The organism is Pseudoxanthomonas sp., assembly GCF_002863005.1.
In the GTDB taxonomy this organism is placed as follows: Bacteria; Pseudomonadota; Gammaproteobacteria; order Xanthomonadales; family Xanthomonadaceae; genus Pseudoxanthomonas_A.
The window spans coordinates 220,359-238,642 of the sequence record NZ_PKDG01000018.1; the positions used below are offsets into that span (position 1 = coordinate 220,359).

Annotated in this window: 17 protein-coding genes and 1 tRNA gene; 16 read left to right on the forward strand and 2 right to left on the reverse strand. The window is 66.9% G+C overall.

Translation table 11 applies throughout. The features are described 5' to 3' along the window. Positions 1–21: 21 nt before the first annotated feature. The 9 genes from CYU89_RS08860 (at position 22) to CYU89_RS08900 (ending at position 8,303) form a co-directional block, all read left to right on the forward strand. The gene (locus tag CYU89_RS08860) at positions 22–1,341 is read left to right on the forward strand and encodes an acetylglutamate kinase (RefSeq protein WP_296280234.1); all 1,320 of its coding nucleotides are present in this window, start codon (positions 22–24) and stop codon (positions 1,339–1,341) included. Between the two features lies 1 nt (position 1,342). Then, positions 1,343–1,963: a GNAT family N-acetyltransferase gene (locus CYU89_RS08865; protein ID WP_296280235.1), complete on the forward strand. Its 621-nt coding sequence runs from the start codon at positions 1,343–1,345 to the stop codon at positions 1,961–1,963. Next, positions 1,960–2,922 carry an N-acetyl-gamma-glutamyl-phosphate reductase gene (gene argC / locus CYU89_RS08870; RefSeq protein WP_296280236.1) on the forward strand — a complete coding sequence of 321 codons (963 nt, stop codon included), beginning with the start codon at positions 1,960–1,962 and terminating at the stop codon, positions 2,920–2,922. Before CYU89_RS08865 ends, argC begins: the two co-directional genes overlap by 4 nt. Then, positions 2,919–4,211: an argininosuccinate lyase gene (locus CYU89_RS08875; protein ID WP_296280237.1), complete on the forward strand. Its 1,293-nt coding sequence runs from the start codon at positions 2,919–2,921 to the stop codon at positions 4,209–4,211. The genes argC and CYU89_RS08875 overlap by 4 nt, the downstream gene beginning before the upstream one ends. A gap of 14 nt (positions 4,212–4,225) precedes the next feature. After that, entirely contained in the window at positions 4,226–4,465 is a 240-nt protein-coding gene (locus tag CYU89_RS08880) for a YciI family protein (RefSeq protein ID WP_296280263.1), read from the forward strand. Between the two features lie 9 nt (positions 4,466–4,474). Next, positions 4,475–5,623 carry a glutamate 5-kinase gene (proB, locus tag CYU89_RS08885; protein WP_296280238.1) on the forward strand — a complete coding sequence of 383 codons (1,149 nt, stop codon included), beginning with the start codon at positions 4,475–4,477 and terminating at the stop codon, positions 5,621–5,623. Between the two features lie 120 nt (positions 5,624–5,743). After that, on the forward strand, positions 5,744–7,036 hold the full coding sequence (locus CYU89_RS08890; RefSeq protein WP_296280239.1) for a glutamate-5-semialdehyde dehydrogenase: 1,293 nt from the start codon (positions 5,744–5,746) through the stop codon (positions 7,034–7,036). Positions 7,037–7,197: 161 nt separating this feature from the next. Then, positions 7,198–7,905: a hypothetical protein gene (locus CYU89_RS08895; protein ID WP_296280240.1), complete on the forward strand. Its 708-nt coding sequence runs from the start codon at positions 7,198–7,200 to the stop codon at positions 7,903–7,905. Beyond that, the gene (locus CYU89_RS08900; RefSeq protein WP_296280241.1) at positions 7,902–8,303 is read left to right on the forward strand and encodes a DUF5615 family PIN-like protein; all 402 of its coding nucleotides are present in this window, start codon (positions 7,902–7,904) and stop codon (positions 8,301–8,303) included. The genes CYU89_RS08895 and CYU89_RS08900 overlap by 4 nt, the downstream gene beginning before the upstream one ends. A 156-nt stretch (positions 8,304–8,459) precedes the next feature. On the opposite strand, the gene CYU89_RS08905 is transcribed toward CYU89_RS08900, so the two are convergent. Further along, positions 8,460–8,536, reverse strand: a tRNA-Pro gene (locus tag CYU89_RS08905). A gap of 146 nt (positions 8,537–8,682) precedes the next feature. On the opposite strand from CYU89_RS08905, the gene hisS reads away from it, so the two are divergent. Together hisS and CYU89_RS08915 are read left to right on the forward strand one after the other, a co-directional pair. Then, the gene (hisS, locus tag CYU89_RS08910; RefSeq protein WP_296280242.1) at positions 8,683–10,065 is read left to right on the forward strand and encodes a histidine--tRNA ligase; all 1,383 of its coding nucleotides are present in this window, start codon (positions 8,683–8,685) and stop codon (positions 10,063–10,065) included. Between the two features lies 1 nt (position 10,066). Beyond that, positions 10,067–11,956: an aromatic amino acid ammonia-lyase gene (locus tag CYU89_RS08915; RefSeq protein ID WP_296280243.1), complete on the forward strand. Its 1,890-nt coding sequence runs from the start codon at positions 10,067–10,069 to the stop codon at positions 11,954–11,956. A 92-nt stretch (positions 11,957–12,048) separates the two neighbouring features. Here the strand turns inward: CYU89_RS08915 and CYU89_RS08920 are convergent, their stop codons facing one another. Next, positions 12,049–13,875: a diguanylate cyclase gene (locus CYU89_RS08920; protein WP_296280244.1), complete on the reverse strand. Its 1,827-nt coding sequence runs from the start codon at positions 13,873–13,875 to the stop codon at positions 12,049–12,051. A 234-nt stretch (positions 13,876–14,109) separates the two neighbouring features. On the opposite strand from CYU89_RS08920, the gene CYU89_RS08925 reads away from it, so the two are divergent. The 5 genes from CYU89_RS08925 to hisB form a co-directional block, all read left to right on the forward strand. Beyond that, positions 14,110–14,439 (forward strand): YerC/YecD family TrpR-related protein, encoded by a 330-nt coding sequence (locus CYU89_RS08925; RefSeq protein WP_296280245.1) that lies wholly within the window; start codon positions 14,110–14,112, stop codon positions 14,437–14,439. 8 nt (positions 14,440–14,447) lie between these two features. After that, positions 14,448–15,362, forward strand: a complete 915-nt coding sequence (gene hisG, locus CYU89_RS08930) for an ATP phosphoribosyltransferase (RefSeq protein ID WP_296280246.1) — start codon at positions 14,448–14,450, stop codon at positions 15,360–15,362. Further along, positions 15,359–16,672 (forward strand): histidinol dehydrogenase, encoded by a 1,314-nt coding sequence (hisD, locus tag CYU89_RS08935; protein ID WP_296280247.1) that lies wholly within the window; start codon positions 15,359–15,361, stop codon positions 16,670–16,672. The genes hisG and hisD overlap by 4 nt, the downstream gene beginning before the upstream one ends. Further along, positions 16,669–17,751, forward strand: a complete 1,083-nt coding sequence (hisC, locus tag CYU89_RS08940) for a histidinol-phosphate transaminase (protein ID WP_296280248.1) — start codon at positions 16,669–16,671, stop codon at positions 17,749–17,751. Before hisD ends, hisC begins: the two co-directional genes overlap by 4 nt. Then, positions 17,748–18,284 (forward strand): histidinol-phosphatase (hisB, locus tag CYU89_RS08945; RefSeq protein WP_296280249.1); only part of this gene is annotated, 537 nt, incomplete at its 3' end. The genes hisC and hisB, both read left to right, overlap by 4 nt.

The window sequence follows — 18,284 nt, forward strand, 5'->3', positions numbered from 1 at the left end:
CCCTACGAAAAGCAAGAAGACATGGAATCGAACAAGCAAACCCGCCAGACCATCATCCGCCTGCTGTCCAGCATGGCCAGCGCGAAGGAGATCTCGCAGTACGTCAAGCGCTTCTCGCAGCTGGACGCCAAGCGTTTCGCCGTCGTGAAGGTGGGTGGTGCCGTGCTGCGCGACGACCTGGAGTCGCTGACGTCCTCGCTGACCTTCCTGCAGGAAGTCGGCCTGACGCCCATCGTCGTGCACGGCGCGGGGCCGCAGCTGGATGAGGAAATGACGGCGGCCGGCATCACCAAACAGACCGTCAACGGCCTGCGCGTGACCACGCCCGAAGTGCTGGCGATCGTGCGCAAGGTGTTCCTGCAGCAGAACCTCGCGCTGGTCGAAGCCCTGCAGCAGGTCGGTGCACGCGCGACGTCCATCGTCTCGGGTGTGTTCGAAGCCGAGTACAAGGACCAGGCCACGTACGGCCTGGTTGGCGAGGTCACCCGCATCAACCAAGCGCCGATCGAGGCGAGCCTGAAGGCCGGCTCCATCCCGGTCATCGCCAGCATGGGCGAAACCGTCGGCGGCCAGATCCTCAACATCAACGCCGACTTCGCCGCCAATGAGCTGGTGCAGGTGCTGCAGCCGTACAAGATCATCTTCCTCACCGGCACCGGCGGACTGCTGGATGCGGAAGGGCGCGTGATCGATTCGATCAACCTGTCGACCGAGTACGACGAGCTGATGGCGCAGCCCTGGATCAACGGCGGCATGCGGGTGAAGATCGAGCAGATCAAGGATCTGCTGGACCGGCTGCCGCTGACCTCGTCGGTCTCCATCACCAAGCCGGCGGAGCTGGCCAAGGAACTCTTCACCCATCGCGGCTCCGGCACGCTGGTGCGCAAGGGCGAGCGCGTGCTGCGTTTCGAGGGTGGCTGGGAAGGCGTGGACCTGCCGCGGTTGAAGACGCTGATCGAATCAAGCTTCGGCCGCACGCTGCTGCCGGACTACTTCGAGCGCACCACGCCGTACCGCGTCTACATCAGCGAAAACTACCGTACCGCGCTGATCCTCACCCGCGAGGAAGGCTTTGCCTATCTCGACAAGTTCGCCGTGCTCGACGATGCGCAGGGCGAAGGCCTGGGCCGTGCCGTGTGGCACGTGATGCGCGAGGAGAATCCTCAATTGTTCTGGCGCTCCCGCCACAACAACCAGGTCAACATCTTCTACTACGCCGAGTCCGACGGCTGCTACAAGCAGGAGAAGTGGAAGGTGTTCTGGTACGGCATCGACGGCTTCGCCGACATCGAGCGCTGCGTGGCGCATTGCCGCACGCGCCTGCCGACCTTGAAGGACTGAGATGAGCGCTTCGATCCCGACGGCATGGCAGCAGGTGCCGGTCCTGACCGGCCGCCATGCGCGCCTCGAGCCGATGTCGCGCGACCATGTGGACGGCCTGCGCGCGGCGCTGGCCGGCGACGAACTGGCGGCCTTGTGGTTCACGCAGGTGCCGAAAGCCGCGGATGCGGCGGGCTATGTGGATGCGGTGCTCGCGGCGCAGGCCGACGGCCGCGTGCTGCCGTTCGTGGTGCGGGATGCGGGCGGCCGCATCGTGGGCAGCACCCGGTTCTACGGACTGGAAGCCGACGTGCCCAAGCTCAGCATCGGCTACACCTGGTATGCGCCCGACGTACAGCGCACGGGTGTCAACACCGAGACCAAGCTGCTGCTGCTCACGCATGCCTTCGAGACACTGGGCTGCATCAGCGTGGTCTTCGAGACCAGCTGGTTCAACCATCGCTCGCGTGCGGCGATCGCCCGGCTCGGCGCAAAACAGGACGGCGTGCTGCGCAACCACAAGCGGCATGCCGACGGATCGCCGCGCGACACCGTCGTCTTCTCGATCATCGATGGCGAATGGCCGGCGGTGAAGCGCAACCTGCTGGCGAAGCTCGCCCGGCACGAACAGGATTCCCCATGAGCACCACCAAGACCGTCGGCATCGTCGGCGCCCGCGGCCATACGGGCGCCGAGTTGATCCGCCTGATCGCCCGCCATCCGCACCTTGAGCTGGCGTTCGTGTCCTCGCGCGAGCTGGATGGGCAGAAGGTCAGCGACCACATTCCCGAGTTCGCAGGCGAGCTGCGCTACGAGAACCTGAGCCACGAGCAGGTCGGTGGCAAAGGCGCGGATGCCGTGATCCTGGCGCTGCCCAACGGCAAGGCGGCCGAGCTGGTTGCCGCCATCGATGCACAGGCGCCGGACACCGTGGTGGTCGACCTGTCGGCGGATTTCCGCTTCGACCAGCATTGGTACTACGGCCTGCCTGAACTGACCCGGCAGCGGTACGCCGGCGAGAAGCGCATCAGCAATCCCGGTTGCTATGCCACCGCCATGCAGTTGGCGATCGCGCCGCTGCTCGGTCGCCTGGCGGGTCCGCCGCAATGTTTCGGCGTGTCCGGTTATTCCGGCGCCGGAACCTCGCCGTCGGACAAGAACAACACCGACCTGCTGCGCGACAACCTGATGCCCTACGCGTTGACGGACCACATGCACGAGCGCGAGGTCAGCCGCCACCTGGGTCTGCCCGTCGAATTCATGCCGCATGTCGCGCCGCACTTCCGTGGCATCACGATGACGGTCAACCTGTGGCTGCAGCAACCGGCGAAGATCGAAGACATCCGTGCGCTCTACCGCGATCGCTATGCGGCCGAACCGTTGATCCGGGTGCTGGACGAGGCGCCGTGGGTCAGCCGCATCGCCGGCCGGCATGGCGTCGAGATCGGCGGCTTCACCCTGGCGCCGGGCGGCAAGCGCCTGGTGGTGGTCGCGACGCTCGACAACCTGCTTAAGGGCGCGGCGACGCAGGCGATGCAGAACCTCAACCTCGCGTTCGGATTCGACGAACGCGACAGCATTCCGCAGGAGACGACGGCATGAGCGACCTGTTGTGGCAGAAGCCCGGCGTGGCAGTGGATGCGGAGATCCAGCGTTTCCTGGCCGGCGACGACGTGGTGCTGGACCGCGAGTTCTTCCTGCACGACATCCAGGCCAGCACGGCGCATGCCGAAGGCCTGCAGCGCATCGGCATCTTGTCCGGCGACGAGCTGGCGGGCCTCAAGCGCGAACTGGCGTTGCTGGCGGACGATTTCCGTCGCGGCGACTTCGTCCTGGACGAACGCTACGAAGACGGCCACTCCGCCATCGAGGCCCGGCTGACCGAGCGGCTGGGCGATGCAGGCCGCAAGATCCATACCGGCCGCAGCCGCAACGACCAGATCCTGGTCGCCACGCGCCTGTGGCTGAAGGAGAAGCTGGCGCGCGTGGCCGTGCTGTCGCGCGAGATCGCCAAGGTCGCACTGGACCGCGCGCAGGCCGAGCGCGGGCTGCCTCTTCCCGGGTACACCCACATCCAGCGTGCCGTCGTCTCGTCGGCCGGGATGTGGTGGGCTGGCTGGGCGGAGGCGTTCATCGACAACGCGGTCCGTGCGCGTGACACGCTCCAACTGGTCGACGCGAATCCGCTCGGCACGGCCGCCGGTTATGGCGTCAACCTGAAGCTGGACCGCGAGCACACCACCGCCGCGCTCGGCTTCGCGCGCATGCAGGTCAGTCCCATCTACGCACAGCTCTCGCGCGGCAAGTTCGAGCTGGCCGCGCTCGAGGCGCTGGGCGGCGCGACCCTGGACCTGCGCCGCATCGCCTGGGACCTGTCGCTGTTCACCAGCGCGGAATTCGGCTTCGTCGCGCTGCCTGCGCAGTACACGACGGGCAGTTCGATCATGCCGAACAAGCGCAATCCCGACGTCATCGAACTGATGCGCGCCACCCACGCCAGCGTGGCGGCGGCGCGCACGGAGATCGAGCAGTTGCTGTCGTTGCCGTCGGGGTACCACCGCGATCTGCAAGCCAGCAAGGGCGCGATCTTCCATGGCTTCGGACGCGGCCTGCCGGCGCTGGAACTGCTGCCTGCGCTGCTGGCCAACCTCGAATGGCGCGAGGACCGGCTGCGTGCCGGGATAGATTCCGGCATGTACGCCACCGATGTCGCCGTCGAGGCCGCAGTGGCCGGCGTCCCGTTCCGCGAGGCCTACAAGGCGGCCGCAGCATCGGCCGACAGCGCGGGGCAGGGACGCACGCCGGAAGGCAGCCTCGCCGCGCGCGTGTCGCCCGGTGCGGCCGCCGATCTGCGCCTCGATGAACTGCTCGCCCGCTGGGACGCGCTGTGATCCGCTACCTTGTCATGGCGATGCGTCGCCCGTCGTTCGACGACGCGGTGATCGCACCGCATCTCGCGTTTCTCGACGAACTGCGTGCGACCGGGCAGCTGGAAATGACCGGTGGCTTCAGCGACAGGAGCGGCGGCGCCTATGTGCTGGTGAATGTCGCCTCGCTGGATGAGGCCAAGGCGATCGCCGCGCGCGATCCCCTGGCGCTGACCGATACGTCAGACCTGACGGTTTACGAATGGAACACCCGCTGAGCTGATCCGATGACCCTCGCCACGCCGCCACCGTTCACCGAACAACCGTTGCCGGCCTGGCGTCGCGCCGTGCTCAAGGTGGGCAGCAGCCTGCTGGCGGCGGAAGGCGAGGGGCTCAGTCCGCGCCACGCGCTGAACCTGGCGCAATTCGTGTCGTCCAGCATTGCAGCCGGGCGCGAAGTCGTCATCGTCTCGTCCGGTGCGGTGGCCGCGGGCCGCGGCCTGCTGCATCGCAAGCCGCAGTCCGGCGTCGCGATGGCGGAACGCCAGGCGCTGGCCGCGCTGGGGCAGGCACAGCTGATCGCCTTGTGGCAGCGCTTCTTCGATCGCCCGGTGGCGCAGGTACTGTTGACCCACGACGATCTGCGCAACCGTCGCCGCTACCTCAATGCGCGCGCCACGCTGCAGGCGCTGCTGGCCCTGGGCGCACTGCCGGTGATCAACGAGAACGACACCGTCTCCGTCGATGAACTGAAGCTCGGCGACAACGACAACCTCGCCGCGGTCGTGGCCGCGCTGGTCGATGCCGATGCCTTGTTCATCGCCACCGACATCGATGGCTTCTACACCGCCAACCCGCGCACGCACGCCGATGCGCAGCCGATCCTGGAGGTAGAAGCGCTGACGCCGGCCTTCTTCGCCATGGCCGGCGGGGCAGGCAGTGGTGTCGGCACCGGCGGTATGCACACCAAGCTCGAGGCGGCGGCCAAGGCGGCGGCCGCCGGCATCGAGACGTTCCTGTTCAACGGCACGCAGGCGGCCACGCTGTCTGCGCTGACGCGTGGCGCGTTGCTCGGTACACGCTTCCGTCCGGCACAGAACCGGCTGGCGGCCCGCAAGTATTGGTTGCGCAACGTGCCGGTGGAAGCGGGGGCCATCGTGGTCGACGCGGGCGCGGCGATCGCCATGGGCCAGAAGGGCGCGTCGCTGCTGCCTGGCGGCGTGGCGACCGCCGAGGGCGACTTCCGGCGCGGCGACATGGTCGAACTGATGCTGCGCGATGACACCGGCGACCGTCGCATCGCGCGTGGTGTCAGCCAGTATTCCGCGGTCGACATCCGCCGCATCGCACGCCGCCATTCGCGGGAGATCGAAGGCATCCTTGGCTATACCTACGGTGAAAACGTCGTCCATCGCGACGACCTGGTGCTGTTGTGAGGCACGTCCATCGCGCATCCGATGTCTTTGTAGGAGCGCCCTCGGGCGCGATGCTCCAGCCCGGGATTCCAGATCGGAAAGCATCGCGCCCGAGGGCGCTCCTACAAGGCCATGGGTTCCATGACCGATCCTGAGCAAGGAAATCGCATGACCGACATCAAGACGCTGGCCCTGCAATGTCGCGACGCAGCGACGGCCATCGCATCCCTGCCGACGGAAGGGAAGAACACCCTGTTGCGTGCGATGGCCGATGCTCTGCTGGCCGATGAAGCCGCGATCCTGGCTGCCAATGCACGCGATCTCGCGGCGGCGTCGGCGAAAGGCATCGGCAGCGCCATGCTGGATCGCCTGCGTCTGGATGCCGCACGCCTGCAGGGCATCGCCGCCGCCGTGCGCGAAGTGGCGGACCTGCCGGACCCCGTCGGGCAGGTGACCCGTGCCTACGACCGGCCCAACGGCATCCATGTGGAGCGCGTGCGCGTGCCGCTCGGCGTGATCGCGATGATCTACGAGGCGCGGCCGAACGTCACCGCGGATGCGGCGGCGCTGTGCCTGAAGGCTGGCAATGCGGTGATCCTGCGCGGCGGGTCGGAAGCGATCCATTCCAACACCGCGATCGCGGCGGCATTGAAGCGTGCGCTGCGCGAGGCCGGGTTGCCGGAGGCGGTGCTGACGCTGGTCGAGGACCTGCGGCGCGAGACCATCCTGGAGTTGATCCAGCTCAGCGATGTGATCGACCTGGTCATTCCACGCGGCGGCGAAGGGCTGATCCGGTTCGTCGCGGAACACGCACGCGTGCCGGTGATCAAGCACTACAAGGGCGTCTGCCACCAATACATTGATGCGGGCGCGGACGAAGACCTGGCGCTGGCCCTGCTGCTGGACGGCAAAGTATCGCGCCCGTCCGCCTGCAATTCGCTGGAGACGCTGCTGGTCCATCGCGATATCGCACCGACGTTCCTGCCGCGTGCGGCCGAGGCGCTGCGTGCGCGGTGTGTCGAGATTCGCGCGGATGACACGGCACGGGCACTGATGGCGGGCGCAGTGGCCGCGACCGAGGAGGACTTCGCTGCCGAGTTCCTCGATCTGGTGATCGCGGTCGGGGTGGTGGACGATCTGGACGCCGCCATCGCGCATATCCGACGCTACACGTCGGACCACACCGAGGTCATCGTCACCCGCGATGCAGGGCATGCGGAGACGTTCCTCAACGCATTGCGGTCAGCCGTGGTGATGGTCAACGCCTCGTCGCGCTTCTCGGATGGTGGCGAGCTCGGGCTGGGTGCTGAGATCGGCATTTCCACCACGCGCCTGCATTCCTATGGCCCGATGGGACTAGAGGCGCTGACGGTGGAGCGTTTCGTCGTGCGAGGGGAAGGGCAGGTGCGGCATCCGGATCTGCTGACTGGTTAGCCCGGGCTCACAGCAACATCGGTCTTGCCTACCTCCCAGCCCTCAAAGCCCTGTCGTCGCAACAAACTGTGAGAACCGAGGTCGCAGCTCCTGCGAACGGCCCGCACTAGGCTTGTCGCCGGGTAGGACAGATGCGGTCCCAATTCGATAGACTCGCTGCTATGGGCATCCCGATGCATTTGCAAGCAAACTTTGGAGTAGGCATCTACTCCTTTGCCGATGCTGCGCGCTTTATTGGTGGGGAGGCTCGCGATCTTCGTCGCTGGATGCTAGGCCATACAGCTACGCGAAACGGAGAAAAGCACAGCTACGCACCTTTGTGGACACCTCAGCTAGCTGCAACTGACATTGAGGGTGTTGGGTTCCGCGACCTCATTGAGTTGCGATTTATCCGAACATTTGTTGCATCCGGTGTTCCGCTTAACCTGATACGGAACACTATTGAAGAGTTGCGCGAGCGACTGGGTAATGAGTATCCGTTTACAAGCACGGCATTCAAGACTGATGGCAGGCGCATTTTCATGGAGATGCTGGACGACAATGGTGACCAAGCACTGGTCGATGTCGTAAAGCGTCAGAATGTTATGGGCAAGGTGATCGGCCCTTCCCTTCGTGAGGGCATCGAACTGAGCGTGGATGACGAGGCAACTCGCTGGTACCCGGTTTCTCGCTCTAAGGCCGTTGTGTTTGATCCGCAGCGCAGTTTCGGACATCCGATTCTGTCCGAGTCCGGTGTCCCAACAATCGCTGTCGTAGAAGCATTGAAGGCTGAGTGCGGTAACGTCAGTCGGGTGGCGAACCTTTACGAGATCTCAGTCGCAGCGGTTAGAAAGGCCGTAGCGTACGAGGCTCAGGTTGCGGCGGCTTGAAGGCGCAGATTGACGAGAACCTTCCGCCAGCCCTAGCGCGGGCGCTAAATGAGCTTGTTTCCGTAGAGGGGCACCAAGTGGTGCATGTCACCGCCTACGCGAAGGGCACGCCAGATGTGGAATTGTTTGAGCGTGCTATTGCGGACGGCGTCCAAGTCCACATCACCCATGACCACCATCACCGCCGACCAGTGGAGCGTGAAGCTATTGCTCGACTTGGGTTGACGGTTTTTGTGTTAGCTAAGGGTTGGAATCAACTCTCTCACTACGAGAAGGCCGCGCGCCTTATTGAGTATTGGCCGTCAATCGTGACTGCTATCGAGCTTGTGAAAAGCGGTGCGATATTTCGAGTGCCAGTAAAACGCAACGGAAAACTTGAGCAGATAACGAAGCGTTGATCGCGCACAAGTTACCGAGTGCGCTCCACTGACCCACCCTTGGCCAAATAGATTTAGCCGTCCTTACCTCGCGAACCGTCCTTAAACCGTCAGCAGCGATCGTCCACATGAAAAAACCGCCACTAGGGCGGTTTCTTCGTAACACTCTGAATCTATTGGTCGGGGAGACAGGATTCGAACCTGCGACCTCTACGTCCCGAACGTAGCGCTCTACCAGACTGAGCTACACCCCGACTGAGCGCGCCATTGTAGTGAAGGGTCCCGGCCGAGGCAAGACTTGGATGCCGGATCCGGATCTCTGCCCGGCCGCCCCCCGTAAAAGCTGCGGGGTCTGCGGCGGCCACGTAAAATGTGCCGTTCACGAAAGCCGGAGTGTCCCTTGATCAAGCCCCGTACCCCGCCTGGCGTCATGGAACTGCTCCCGCGCGAGCAGATCGCCTTCCAGCGCATGCTGGACACCATCCGCCGGAACTACGAGCGCTTCGGCTTCCTGCCGGTGGAAACGCCGGTCTTCGAACTGTCCGAGACCCTGCTGACCAAGTCCGGCGGCGAGACCGAGCGCCAGGTCTATTTCGTCCAGTCGACCGGCGCCCTGGCCAAGGAAGGCGAAGGCCTGCCCGAGCTGGCCCTGCGCTTCGACCTGACCGTGCCGCTGGCCCGCTACGTGGCCGAGCACGAGCATGAACTGACCTTCCCGTTCCGCCGCTACCAGATCCAGCGCGTCTACCGCGGCGAACGCCAGCAGCGCGGCCGCTTCCGCGAGTTCTACCAGTGCGACATCGACGTGATCGGCAAGGACGCGCTGAGCGTGCGCTTCGATGCCGAGATCCTGGCGGTGATCCACGCCGTCTTCAGCGAACTCGGAATCGGCGACTTCACCATCCAGTTGAACAACCGCAAGCTGATGCGCGGTTTCTTCGAAGCCCAGGGCGTCACCGACGGCGAACAGCAGGCGCTGGTGCTGCGCGAAGTCGACAAGCTGGACAAGCGTGGTGCCGACTACGTGCGCGAGACGCTGACCGGCGAAGGCTTCGGCATGTCGGCCGAGGGCGTCGACCGCATCCTCGATTTCGTCGCCGTGCGCAGCACCGGCCACGCCGATGCGCTGGCCAGGCTCGACGCACTGGGGCAGGGCAGCGACACTTTCAACCAGGGCATCGCCGAACTGCGCGAAGTGCTGGACCTCGTCAAGGCACTGGGCGTACCGGAAAGTGCGTACTGCCTGAATTTCTCCATCGCACGCGGCCTGGATTACTACACCGGCACCGTCTACGAGACGCAGCTGGATGGCTACCCGCAGATCGGCTCGATCTGCTCCGGCGGCCGCTACGAAGACCTCGCCAGCCACTACACCAAGTCGAAGCTGCCGGGCGTGGGCATCTCGATCGGGCTGACCCGCCTTTTCTGGCAGCTGCGCGAAGCCGGCCTGATCGCGGGCAGCGACGAGAGCAGCGTGCAGGCGATGGTCGCGCTGATGGACGATGGCCAGCTGGCCGGATCGCTCGACATCGCGCGCCGCCTGCGTGCGGCGGGCATCAACACCGAAGTGCAGATGGAGAGCCGCAAGCTGGCCAAGCAGTTCCAGTACGCTTCGCGGGCCGGCATCCGCTTCGTGGTGCTGGCCGGCGAGGACGAACTCGCGCGCGGCGTGGTGACGGTCAAGGACCTGCTGCGCGAGCAGCAGTTCGACGTGAAGCGCGAGGAACTGGCCAGCAGCCTGAAGGTCGAGCTGGAACAGGCCCGCGCACTGGCGGGACGCTGACATGAAGCCGATCCTGCTGGATGGTGCATCGCTCACGCGCGACCGGTTGGTCGAGATCGCCTTCGGTGCCAGCGTCGAGCTGGACAAGGGGGCGCTGAAGGACGTGTCGCGCGCCGCCGACTTCCTGGCCGAACAGGTCCGCCGCGAAGAGCCGATCTACGGCGTTTCCACCGGCTTCGGCAGCAATGCCGACAAGCTGCTCGGCGCGCATCCGCTGCGCGACGAGCTGCCGGGCGCGGTGAAGTCCGGCCGCTCGCTGCATGAAGAGCTGCAGTACAACCTCATCGTCACCCATGCCGTGTGCGTGGGCGAGCCGATGGCGCCGGAGATCGTGCGCGCCATGCTCGGCATCCGCATCAACACCCTGCTGAAGGGCCACTCCGGCATCCGCGTGGAGACGCTGCAGGCGCTGGCGGCGATGCTGAACGCGGGCATCGTCCCGGTGGTGCCTTCGCTGGGCTCCGTGGGGGCGTCGGGCGACCTGGCGCCGCTGTCGCACCTTGCCATCGTGCTGCTGGGGGGCGGCGAAGCGTTCTACCAGGGCGAGCGGATGGCCGGTGCCGATGCGCTGGCGCTTGCCGGCCTGTCGCCGGTGAGCCTGTCGTACAAGGAGGGCTTGGCGCTCAACAACGGCACGGCGCAGATGCTGGCGATGGGCGTGCTGGCGACTTACCGGCTCGACCAATTGCTGGACACCGCCGATCTGGCGGCCGCGATGACCATCGATGCCTTCGCCGGCCGTCTCGGCGCGTTCGCCGAGGAAGTGCATGCGCTGCGTCCGCATCCGGGCCAGGTACATGTGGCCGCGCGATTGCGCGACCTGCTCGACGGCTCGACGCTGGCCGACATCCCGTACCACCTGGTGCCGAAGTTCCGTCCGTGGCTGCCGCGCAGCTGGGATACGCCCGAGGCTCAGGCGCTGCGTTTCGACATCGGCTGGGACTGGGTGCCGGCCGACCAGCGCCACGGCCGCGAGAAGTTCTACGACCGCTTCATGCCGTTCCGCGGTGGCAAGAAGCACCAGCCGCAGGACAGCTATTCGCTGCGCTGCATCCCGCAGGTGCATGGCGCCGTGCGTGATGCGGTCGAGCAGGCCAAGCGCGTGCTGGAGATCGAGCTCAACGCGGTTACCGACAATCCGCTGGTGTTCCCCGACAAGCAGGCCGATCACGTGGAAGAGCAGGTGATCTCCGCCGGCCATTTCCACGGCATGCCGCTGGCGCTGGCGATGAGCTACGTGAAGGCCGCCATCCCGACGCTGGCGTCGATCTCCGAGCGCCGCCTCAACAAGCTGGTGGATCCGGCCACCAACGACGGCCTGCCGGCGTTCCTGATCGGCAACGAGGATGGCACCGAGTCGGGCCACATGATCGTCCAGTACTCGGCGGCGGCCATCGTCAACGACCTGGCCAGCCGTGCGCACCCGGCCAGCGTGTTCTCGGTGCCGACCAGCGCGAACGCGGAAGACCACGTCTCGATGGGCGCCAACGAAGCACGCCACGTGCTGGCGATGGTGCAGGACCTGGGCAAGGTGCTGGCGCTGGAGCTGTACACCGCAGCGCAGGCCCTGGACCTGCGCCGCGACATGATCAACGCCGCACGCGCACTGTCGGATCGCACCGATGCGGCAGGATTGGCAGTGAAGGTGTCGGGTGGTCCGCAGCATGGCGCGAGCGGGCATGACGCATTTCTTGCCGAAGTCGAAGCCTTGCGCGTGGCGCTGGCTTCCAGTGACGCATTCCATCCCGGTCACGCCGTGGCGGCTGCGCACGCGGCGATCCGCGCGAAGATCCCGTTCCTCGATCGCGACCGGGCGCTGGATGGCGAAGTCGCCACCGCCGTCCGGCTGGTGGAGTCTGGCGAGATCCTGGCGGCCGTCCGGAACCGCTGAGCACACGGGAGGGTGGATGTGGGAGCGACGTAAGTCGCGATAGCTTTAGAAGCTCGCGACTTACGTCGCTCCCACATCTGAAGTCCCGAGCCCTACAACGTCCGCACGCAATCCCGCCCTTCTGCCTTGGCGGCGTACAGCGCCTGGTCGGCCACCTGCAGTGCCGACTCCAGGCTGTCCCGGGCCTCCAGGTCCACGCAGTGCACGCCGATGCTGGCCGATACGGCGATGACCAGTTCGCCGCTGCGGCACGGCTGCGCGCGCAGGGCCTGGCGCAGTTCTTCGGCCACCACGCTGGCCTCGCCAAGGCCCATGCCGGGCAGGGCGGCGATGAACTCTTCGCCGCCGAAACGCGCCAGCAACGCGCCATGCGGGCGCAGCGTCTCGGCCAGCGTATTCGACGTGCAGCGCAGGCAGTCGTCGCCGACCAGATGTCCGTAGGTGTCGTTGATGCGCTTGAAGTGGTCCAGGTCGATCATCAGCAGGGAGATCGGCCGTTGCGAGTTGCGCGACTGCGACAGCAGGTGCTCGAAGGCTTCGCGGAAATGCGTGCGGTTGTAGAGGTCGGTCAGGCCGTCGAGACGGCTGGATTCGCGCAACCGGTGGTGCGCGCTTTCCAGTTCCGACATCGCTTGGCGCAATTCGCCGGTGCGCGCGATGACCTGCGCCTCCAGCGAATTCTTCGCGTCGCGCACGATGCGTTCGTTCTCGTTGCGCAGGGCGGCGTAGCGGTACCCCAGCGCCACCGACAGCAGCAGCATTTCCAGCGCCGAGCCGATCTGGACGCCGTATTCGGTCAGGAAGGTCTTCGGCAGCAGGCCGAACGCCAGCGCCACGAAGATGCCGGTGCCCAGCAGGAACATCGCCCACGCCAGCAGGAACACTTTGGCGGGGCGGTAGCCCGTGCGCACCACCATCAGCGTGATCACCGCGATCCACACGATGCTGGGGAACACGGCGGCCGAGGCGATCGGCGTGGCCACGTGGTAGGGCAGTTGCGTGGCGGCGATGCCCAGCAGCACGAAGAACGCGATGATCGCCTTGCTGATGCCGTCGCCCCACCGCCATCGCGTGGGCAGGTCGAGAAAGGTACGCGAGAACTGTTGCATGCCGATCTGGGCGAGGCAGACCGACAGCGGCACGGCCTTGTCCGCCAGCCACGTGGAGTGCGGCCAGAAGTATTCGAAGCCCAGCCCGTTGAGGGTGAACAGCACCAGGCCGAACGCGGTGATGTGGAACAGGTACCAGAAGTAGCTGCCGTCGCGCAGCACCAGCCACAGCACCAGATTGTAGAAGAACAGCGCGATCAGGATGCCGTAGTAGATGCCGATGCCGAGCTGGCCGTCGCGCGAGAGTTCGGCGAAGGCGGCGGGCGTGTACAGGAACAGCGGCACCTGCATCGAACTCTGGCTCTGCACGCGGACCAGCAGGTCGACCTCTTCGCCGGTCGGCAGGTCGAGCCAGAAGTTCGGATGGCGGTAGCGGATGCTGCGCTGTTCGAACGGGAACGTGTCGCCGCCCGCGTGATGCACGGTGCGTCCGTCCGGGTAGCGCGCATACAGATCGATTCGGTCGCTGAGCGCGTACTGCTGTACCAGCAGCCATCGCTGCTCGCGCGGATTCTCGTTGGTCACGCGCACGTGGAACCAGAACGCGCCGGTCTGGAAGCCGAAGGAGGCATCGCCGTCGGGAAGCGCGGCGAAGCGCCCGGCATCGAGCTGGTGGCGCACGTCGTCCAGCGTGGCGGCGCCGGCGGTGTCGTGCAGGTAGGTGGTCTGCGGTGCGAGCGGGAGGTAGCGGGTGTCCGGTCCGATGCGCGCCGGGGTGGCAGCGGCCGCCATCAGCGGGAAGAGCAGGAGCAGCAGGAGCCATCCCGCCAGCCCCAGGCACGAGAAGCGCGATCTGCGTGATGCCGGCATGCCCGTCCCCTCGGGGGTGCCCTGCAGGCCGGCGGGGCTCCCCGTCCGGCGTTCGGGCGTCCTTGGCAGTGTACTCATCGTCCCTGTCCGCTCCCGTCCATCGAGGGTCCCCGTGCGTTCCTGTCGGTGACAACGCAATTGGCGGCAGCATCCAGACAGGGGCGGGTGTGGTTGACGCCGTGCAACAATCCGACTAATGTACTAACGCATTAATACATTGGATCAACCGGTCGCATGAAACGCCGCTCCGCCCAGGACCTTCCGGATGCCTCCGACGGCCCGCTGCAGGCGCTTTCCGAGGCGCTGGCCGCGCTGGGGGAGGCTGGCGAGGTCCGGGCGTTCCTCGAGGACCTGTGCACGCCCGCCGAGCTCGAGGCCATGTCCGACCGCTGGCGCGTCGTGCCCCTGCTGCTCAAGGGCGTTCCGTACCGCGAAATCCACGACCTGACCCAGGTCAGCGTGACCACCATCGGCCGTGTCGCCCGCACGCTGGAGCGCGGCGCCGGCGGTTACGCCACTGCCGTCCAGCGCCAGCAGGCTGCGACGGCTTCCGCCTCCCACTGAGTTCCCTCATGAGTCCTTCCCTGATCCCCGCGACGCGCGATCGCCTGCGCATCGCCATCCAGAAAAGCGGTCGCCTGGCCGAGCCGGCACGCACGCTGCTGGCCGCCTGCGGCCTGAGCTGGCGCGAGAGCCGCGACAAGTTGTTCTGCTACGGCGAATCGCTGCCGGTGGACCTGTTGCTCGTCCGCGACGATGACATCCCCGGCCTGATCGCCGATGGTGTCTGCGACTTCGGTATCGTCGGCCGCAACGAACTGGACGAGCAGGCCGGCGAGCGCGCCCTGATCGGCCTGCCGCAGGCATACCGCGAACTGCGCCCGCTGGGCTTCGGCAGCTGCCGGCTGATGCTGGCCGTCCCCGACAGCTGGGAATGGACCGGTCCTGCACAGCTGCAGGGCCTGCGCATCGCCACCAGCTATCCGTCGGTGCTGCGCCAGTGGCTGCAGGCGCGGGGCATCGATGCGGCGGTGGTCGAGCTGTCCGGCTCGGTCGAGATCGCTCCGAAGCTCGGCACCGCCGACCTCATCTGCGATCTCGTCTCCAGCGGCGCCACGCTGGCCGCCAACCAGCTCAAGCCGGTCGAGACGCTGCTCGACAGTGAAGCCGTGCTGGCGGGTCCCGCGCGCGAGTTCGACGATGCCCGCGCCGGACTCGCCGACATGCTGTTGCGTCGCCTCGACGGTGTGCTGAAGTTGAAGGACAGCAAGCTGCTGATGTTCCGCGCCGAGCGCGACACCGTGCCGGCGCTGTCGCGGTTGCTCACCGACAGCGAAGGCCTGGTCACGCTGCCGGGCGGCGAAGAGGGGCCGGTCTCGCTGCAGGCGATGTGCCATGGTGCGGTGACCTGGCAACGGCTGGAGGAACTGCAACGCGCCGGGGCACAGGGCCTGATGGTGCTGTCGGTCGAGAGGTCGCTGGCATGAGCGCTTCGCCCGCCCCCGTATACGACTGGAGCGTGCTGGACGCCGCTGCGCGCACGGCGCTGTTGGCGCGCCCCGTGCAGACGGTCGCGCAACGCACGCAGGATGCCGTGGCCGGCCTGCTGGCCGACGTTCGGGCGCGGGGGGATGCCGCGCTGCGCGAGGTCACCGCACGCTTCGATGGTGTCGAACTGGCCGCGTTCGAGGTCGGCGAAGAAGAATTCGCCGCTGCCCACGCGGCCGTGCCCGCCGACCTGCGCGAGGCGATGCAGCAGGCGGCGGACCGCATCGACGCATTCCACCGCGCCGGCATGGCGCAGCCCTACGCGGTGGAAACGGCGCCGGGCGTCGTCTGCGAGCGCATGATCCTGCCGATTCCGCGCGTGGGCCTGTATGTGCCCGCCGGCACCGCGCCGTTGCCGTCCACCGCGCTGATGCTGGGAATTCCTTCCCGTCTGGCCGGCTGTCGCGAGGTCGTGTTGTGCACGCCGCCGCGAAGGGATGGCAGCGCCGATCCGGCGGTGCTGGTGGCTGCCCGGCTGACCGGCGTGCGCCGCGTTTTCAAGCTGGGCGGTGCGCAGGCGATCGCGGCGATGGCCTTCGGCACGGACAGTGTGCCGGCGTGCGACAAGTTGTTCGGTCCCGGCAACAGCTACGTGACGGAAGCGAAGCGCCAGGTCGCCCAGGCCGGCGCCGCCGCCATCGATATGCCGGCCGGCCCGTCGGAGGTCCTGGTGATTGCCGATGTCGGCGCGGATCCGGCCTTCGTGGCGGCCGACCTGCTGTCCCAAGCCGAACACGGCCCGGATTCGCAGGTGCTGCTGCTGTCGGACGATGACGGGCTGATCGAACGCGTGCAGGCCGAACTGGCTGCGCAACTCGCGGCGCTGGATCGTGCCGACATCGCACGGCAGTCGCTGTCGGCGTCGCGCCTGGTCAAGGTGGCGACGCTGGAGGAGGCCTTCGCCATCAGCAACCGCTATGCGCCGGAACACCTGATCGTGGCGCTGCGCGAGCCGCGTGCCTGGCTGGGCAAGGTAGAAGCGGCGGGCTCGGTGTTCCTCGGCGACTACACGCCGGAAGCGCTGGGTGATTACTGCAGTGGGACCAACCACGTGCTGCCCACCAGTGGCGCGGCGCGCGCCTACAGTGGCGTCAGCGTGGCCAGCTTCCAGAATTTCGTCAGCGTGCAGTCGGCCAGCCGGGCCGGCATTGCGGCCATCGGCGATTGCGCACTGACACTCGCGCGCGCCGAAGGGCTGGACGCGCACGCCAACGCGGTCGCGCTGCGCCTGCGCAAGGTGGCCGCATGAGCGCCGTCCTTTCCCTCGTCCGCCCGGACCTGCGCGGGTTCGCCGGCTACAAGTCCGCGCGCAGCGAAGCGTTGCAGGGCGATGTATGGTTGAACGCGAACGAGTCCGCCTGGCCGAACCCGGCGGACGGGCAGGGTCGCAGCCGCCGCTATCCGGATCCCCAGCCGCCGGCGTTGCGCGCGCGGCTGGCGCAGCTGTATGGCGTCGGGCCGGAACAGCTGCTGGTCGGACGCGGCAGCGACGAGGCCATCGACCTGTTGGTGCGCGCCCTGTGCGTGCCGGGACAGGACGCCATCGTGGTGACGCCACCGGTATTCGGCATGTACGCCGTCTGTGCGCGCCTGCAGGGTGCGCCCATCATCGAGGTGCCGTTGCGGGAGGGCGACGCGGGTCTGGCCGCCGACCCCGATGCCATCCGCGAGGCCGCACTGGGGCAGGGCGCGAAGCTCGTGTTCCTGTGCTCACCGTCGAATCCGGCCGGCTCCGCCATTCCACTCGATGAAGTCGCCGCCTTGGCGCGTGCCCTGGAGGGTCGCGCGCTGGTGGTCGTGGACGAAGCGTATGGCGAGTTCGCCGACGGGCCGTCCGCGACGACGCTGCTGGATGACCACGACAACATCGCTGTCCTGCGCACGCTGTCCAAAGCGCACGCACTGGCGGCGGCGCGCATCGGGGTGGTGATCGGCGATGCGGAGCTGGTGGCCGTGCTGCAGCGCTGCCAGGCGCCGTATCCCGTGCCGACGCCCTGTGCCGACCTCGCGCTGGAGGCCTTGTCCGACGCGGCACTGGCACAGACGCGCGAACGCGTCGCGAGCGTGCGCAGCGAGCGCTCGAGGCTGCAGGCCGCGCTGGAAAGGACGCCCGGCGTGCGTCGCGTCTATCCCTCGCAGGGGAACTACCTGCTGGCACGCTTCGACGATGCCGAAGGTGCCTTCCGTGCGTTGCTGGCCGCGGGCGTGGTGGTGCGCGACCAGCGCGCCGCGCCGCAACTGGGCGACGCCCTGCGCATCACGATCGGTTCGCCGGCCCAGAACGACCGCGTCATCGCGGCCCTCGACGTGCGGGAGCAAGCCGCGTGACGCCCATCCTCTTCATCGACCGCGACGGCACCCTGATCGAGGAGCCCGAGGACTTCCAGATCGATGCGTACGAAAAGGTGCGCTTCGTGGCCGGCGTCATCCCGGCGCTGCTGAAACTGCGGGACGCCGGCTATGAATTCGTCATCGTCAGCAACCAGGACGGCCTGGGCAGCGAGCAGTATCCGCGCGCCAGCTTCGACGGCCCGCAGGCGCTGATGATGCAGGTGTTCGAGAGCCAGGGCATCCGCTTCCGCGACGTGCTGATCGACGACAGCTGGCCGCACGAGAACAGGCCCACGCGCAAGCCGGGCATCGGGCTGATGATTCCTTACCTGCAGGACCGCAGCATCGACTGGGCACGCTCGGGCATGGTCGGCGACCGCCCGACCGACATCCAGTTCGCCGACAACCTGAAGATCCGCGGCTTCCAGCTGAAGACGGCGCAGTTCGGCGGCGAGTGGGACTGGGCCGGCATCGCGCACGCACTGGCGGATGCGCCGCGCCGCGCGGTGGTCCAACGCAATACGAAGGAG

Coding starts and splice junctions, on each gene's coding strand:
- CYU89_RS08860 (WP_296280234.1), top strand. CDS start 22: ATGGAATCGAACAAGCAAACCCGCCAGACCATCATCCGCCTGCTGTCC.
- CYU89_RS08865 (WP_296280235.1), top strand. CDS start 1,343: ATGAGCGCTTCGATCCCGACGGCATGGCAGCAGGTGCCGGTCCTGACC.
- argC (WP_296280236.1), top strand. CDS start 1,960: ATGAGCACCACCAAGACCGTCGGCATCGTCGGCGCCCGCGGCCATACG.
- CYU89_RS08875 (WP_296280237.1), top strand. CDS start 2,919: ATGAGCGACCTGTTGTGGCAGAAGCCCGGCGTGGCAGTGGATGCGGAG.
- CYU89_RS08880 (WP_296280263.1), top strand. CDS start 4,226: ATGGCGATGCGTCGCCCGTCGTTCGACGACGCGGTGATCGCACCGCAT.
- proB (WP_296280238.1), top strand. CDS start 4,475: ATGACCCTCGCCACGCCGCCACCGTTCACCGAACAACCGTTGCCGGCC.
- CYU89_RS08890 (WP_296280239.1), top strand. CDS start 5,744: ATGACCGATCCTGAGCAAGGAAATCGCATGACCGACATCAAGACGCTG.
- CYU89_RS08895 (WP_296280240.1), top strand. CDS start 7,198: ATGGGCATCCCGATGCATTTGCAAGCAAACTTTGGAGTAGGCATCTAC.
- CYU89_RS08915 (WP_296280243.1), top strand. CDS start 10,067: ATGAAGCCGATCCTGCTGGATGGTGCATCGCTCACGCGCGACCGGTTG.
- CYU89_RS08920 (WP_296280244.1), bottom strand. CDS start 13,875: ATGCCGGCATCACGCAGATCGCGCTTCTCGTGCCTGGGGCTGGCGGGA.
- CYU89_RS08925 (WP_296280245.1), top strand. CDS start 14,110: ATGAAACGCCGCTCCGCCCAGGACCTTCCGGATGCCTCCGACGGCCCG.
- hisG (WP_296280246.1), top strand. CDS start 14,448: ATGAGTCCTTCCCTGATCCCCGCGACGCGCGATCGCCTGCGCATCGCC.
- hisD (WP_296280247.1), top strand. CDS start 15,359: ATGAGCGCTTCGCCCGCCCCCGTATACGACTGGAGCGTGCTGGACGCC.
- hisC (WP_296280248.1), top strand. CDS start 16,669: ATGAGCGCCGTCCTTTCCCTCGTCCGCCCGGACCTGCGCGGGTTCGCC.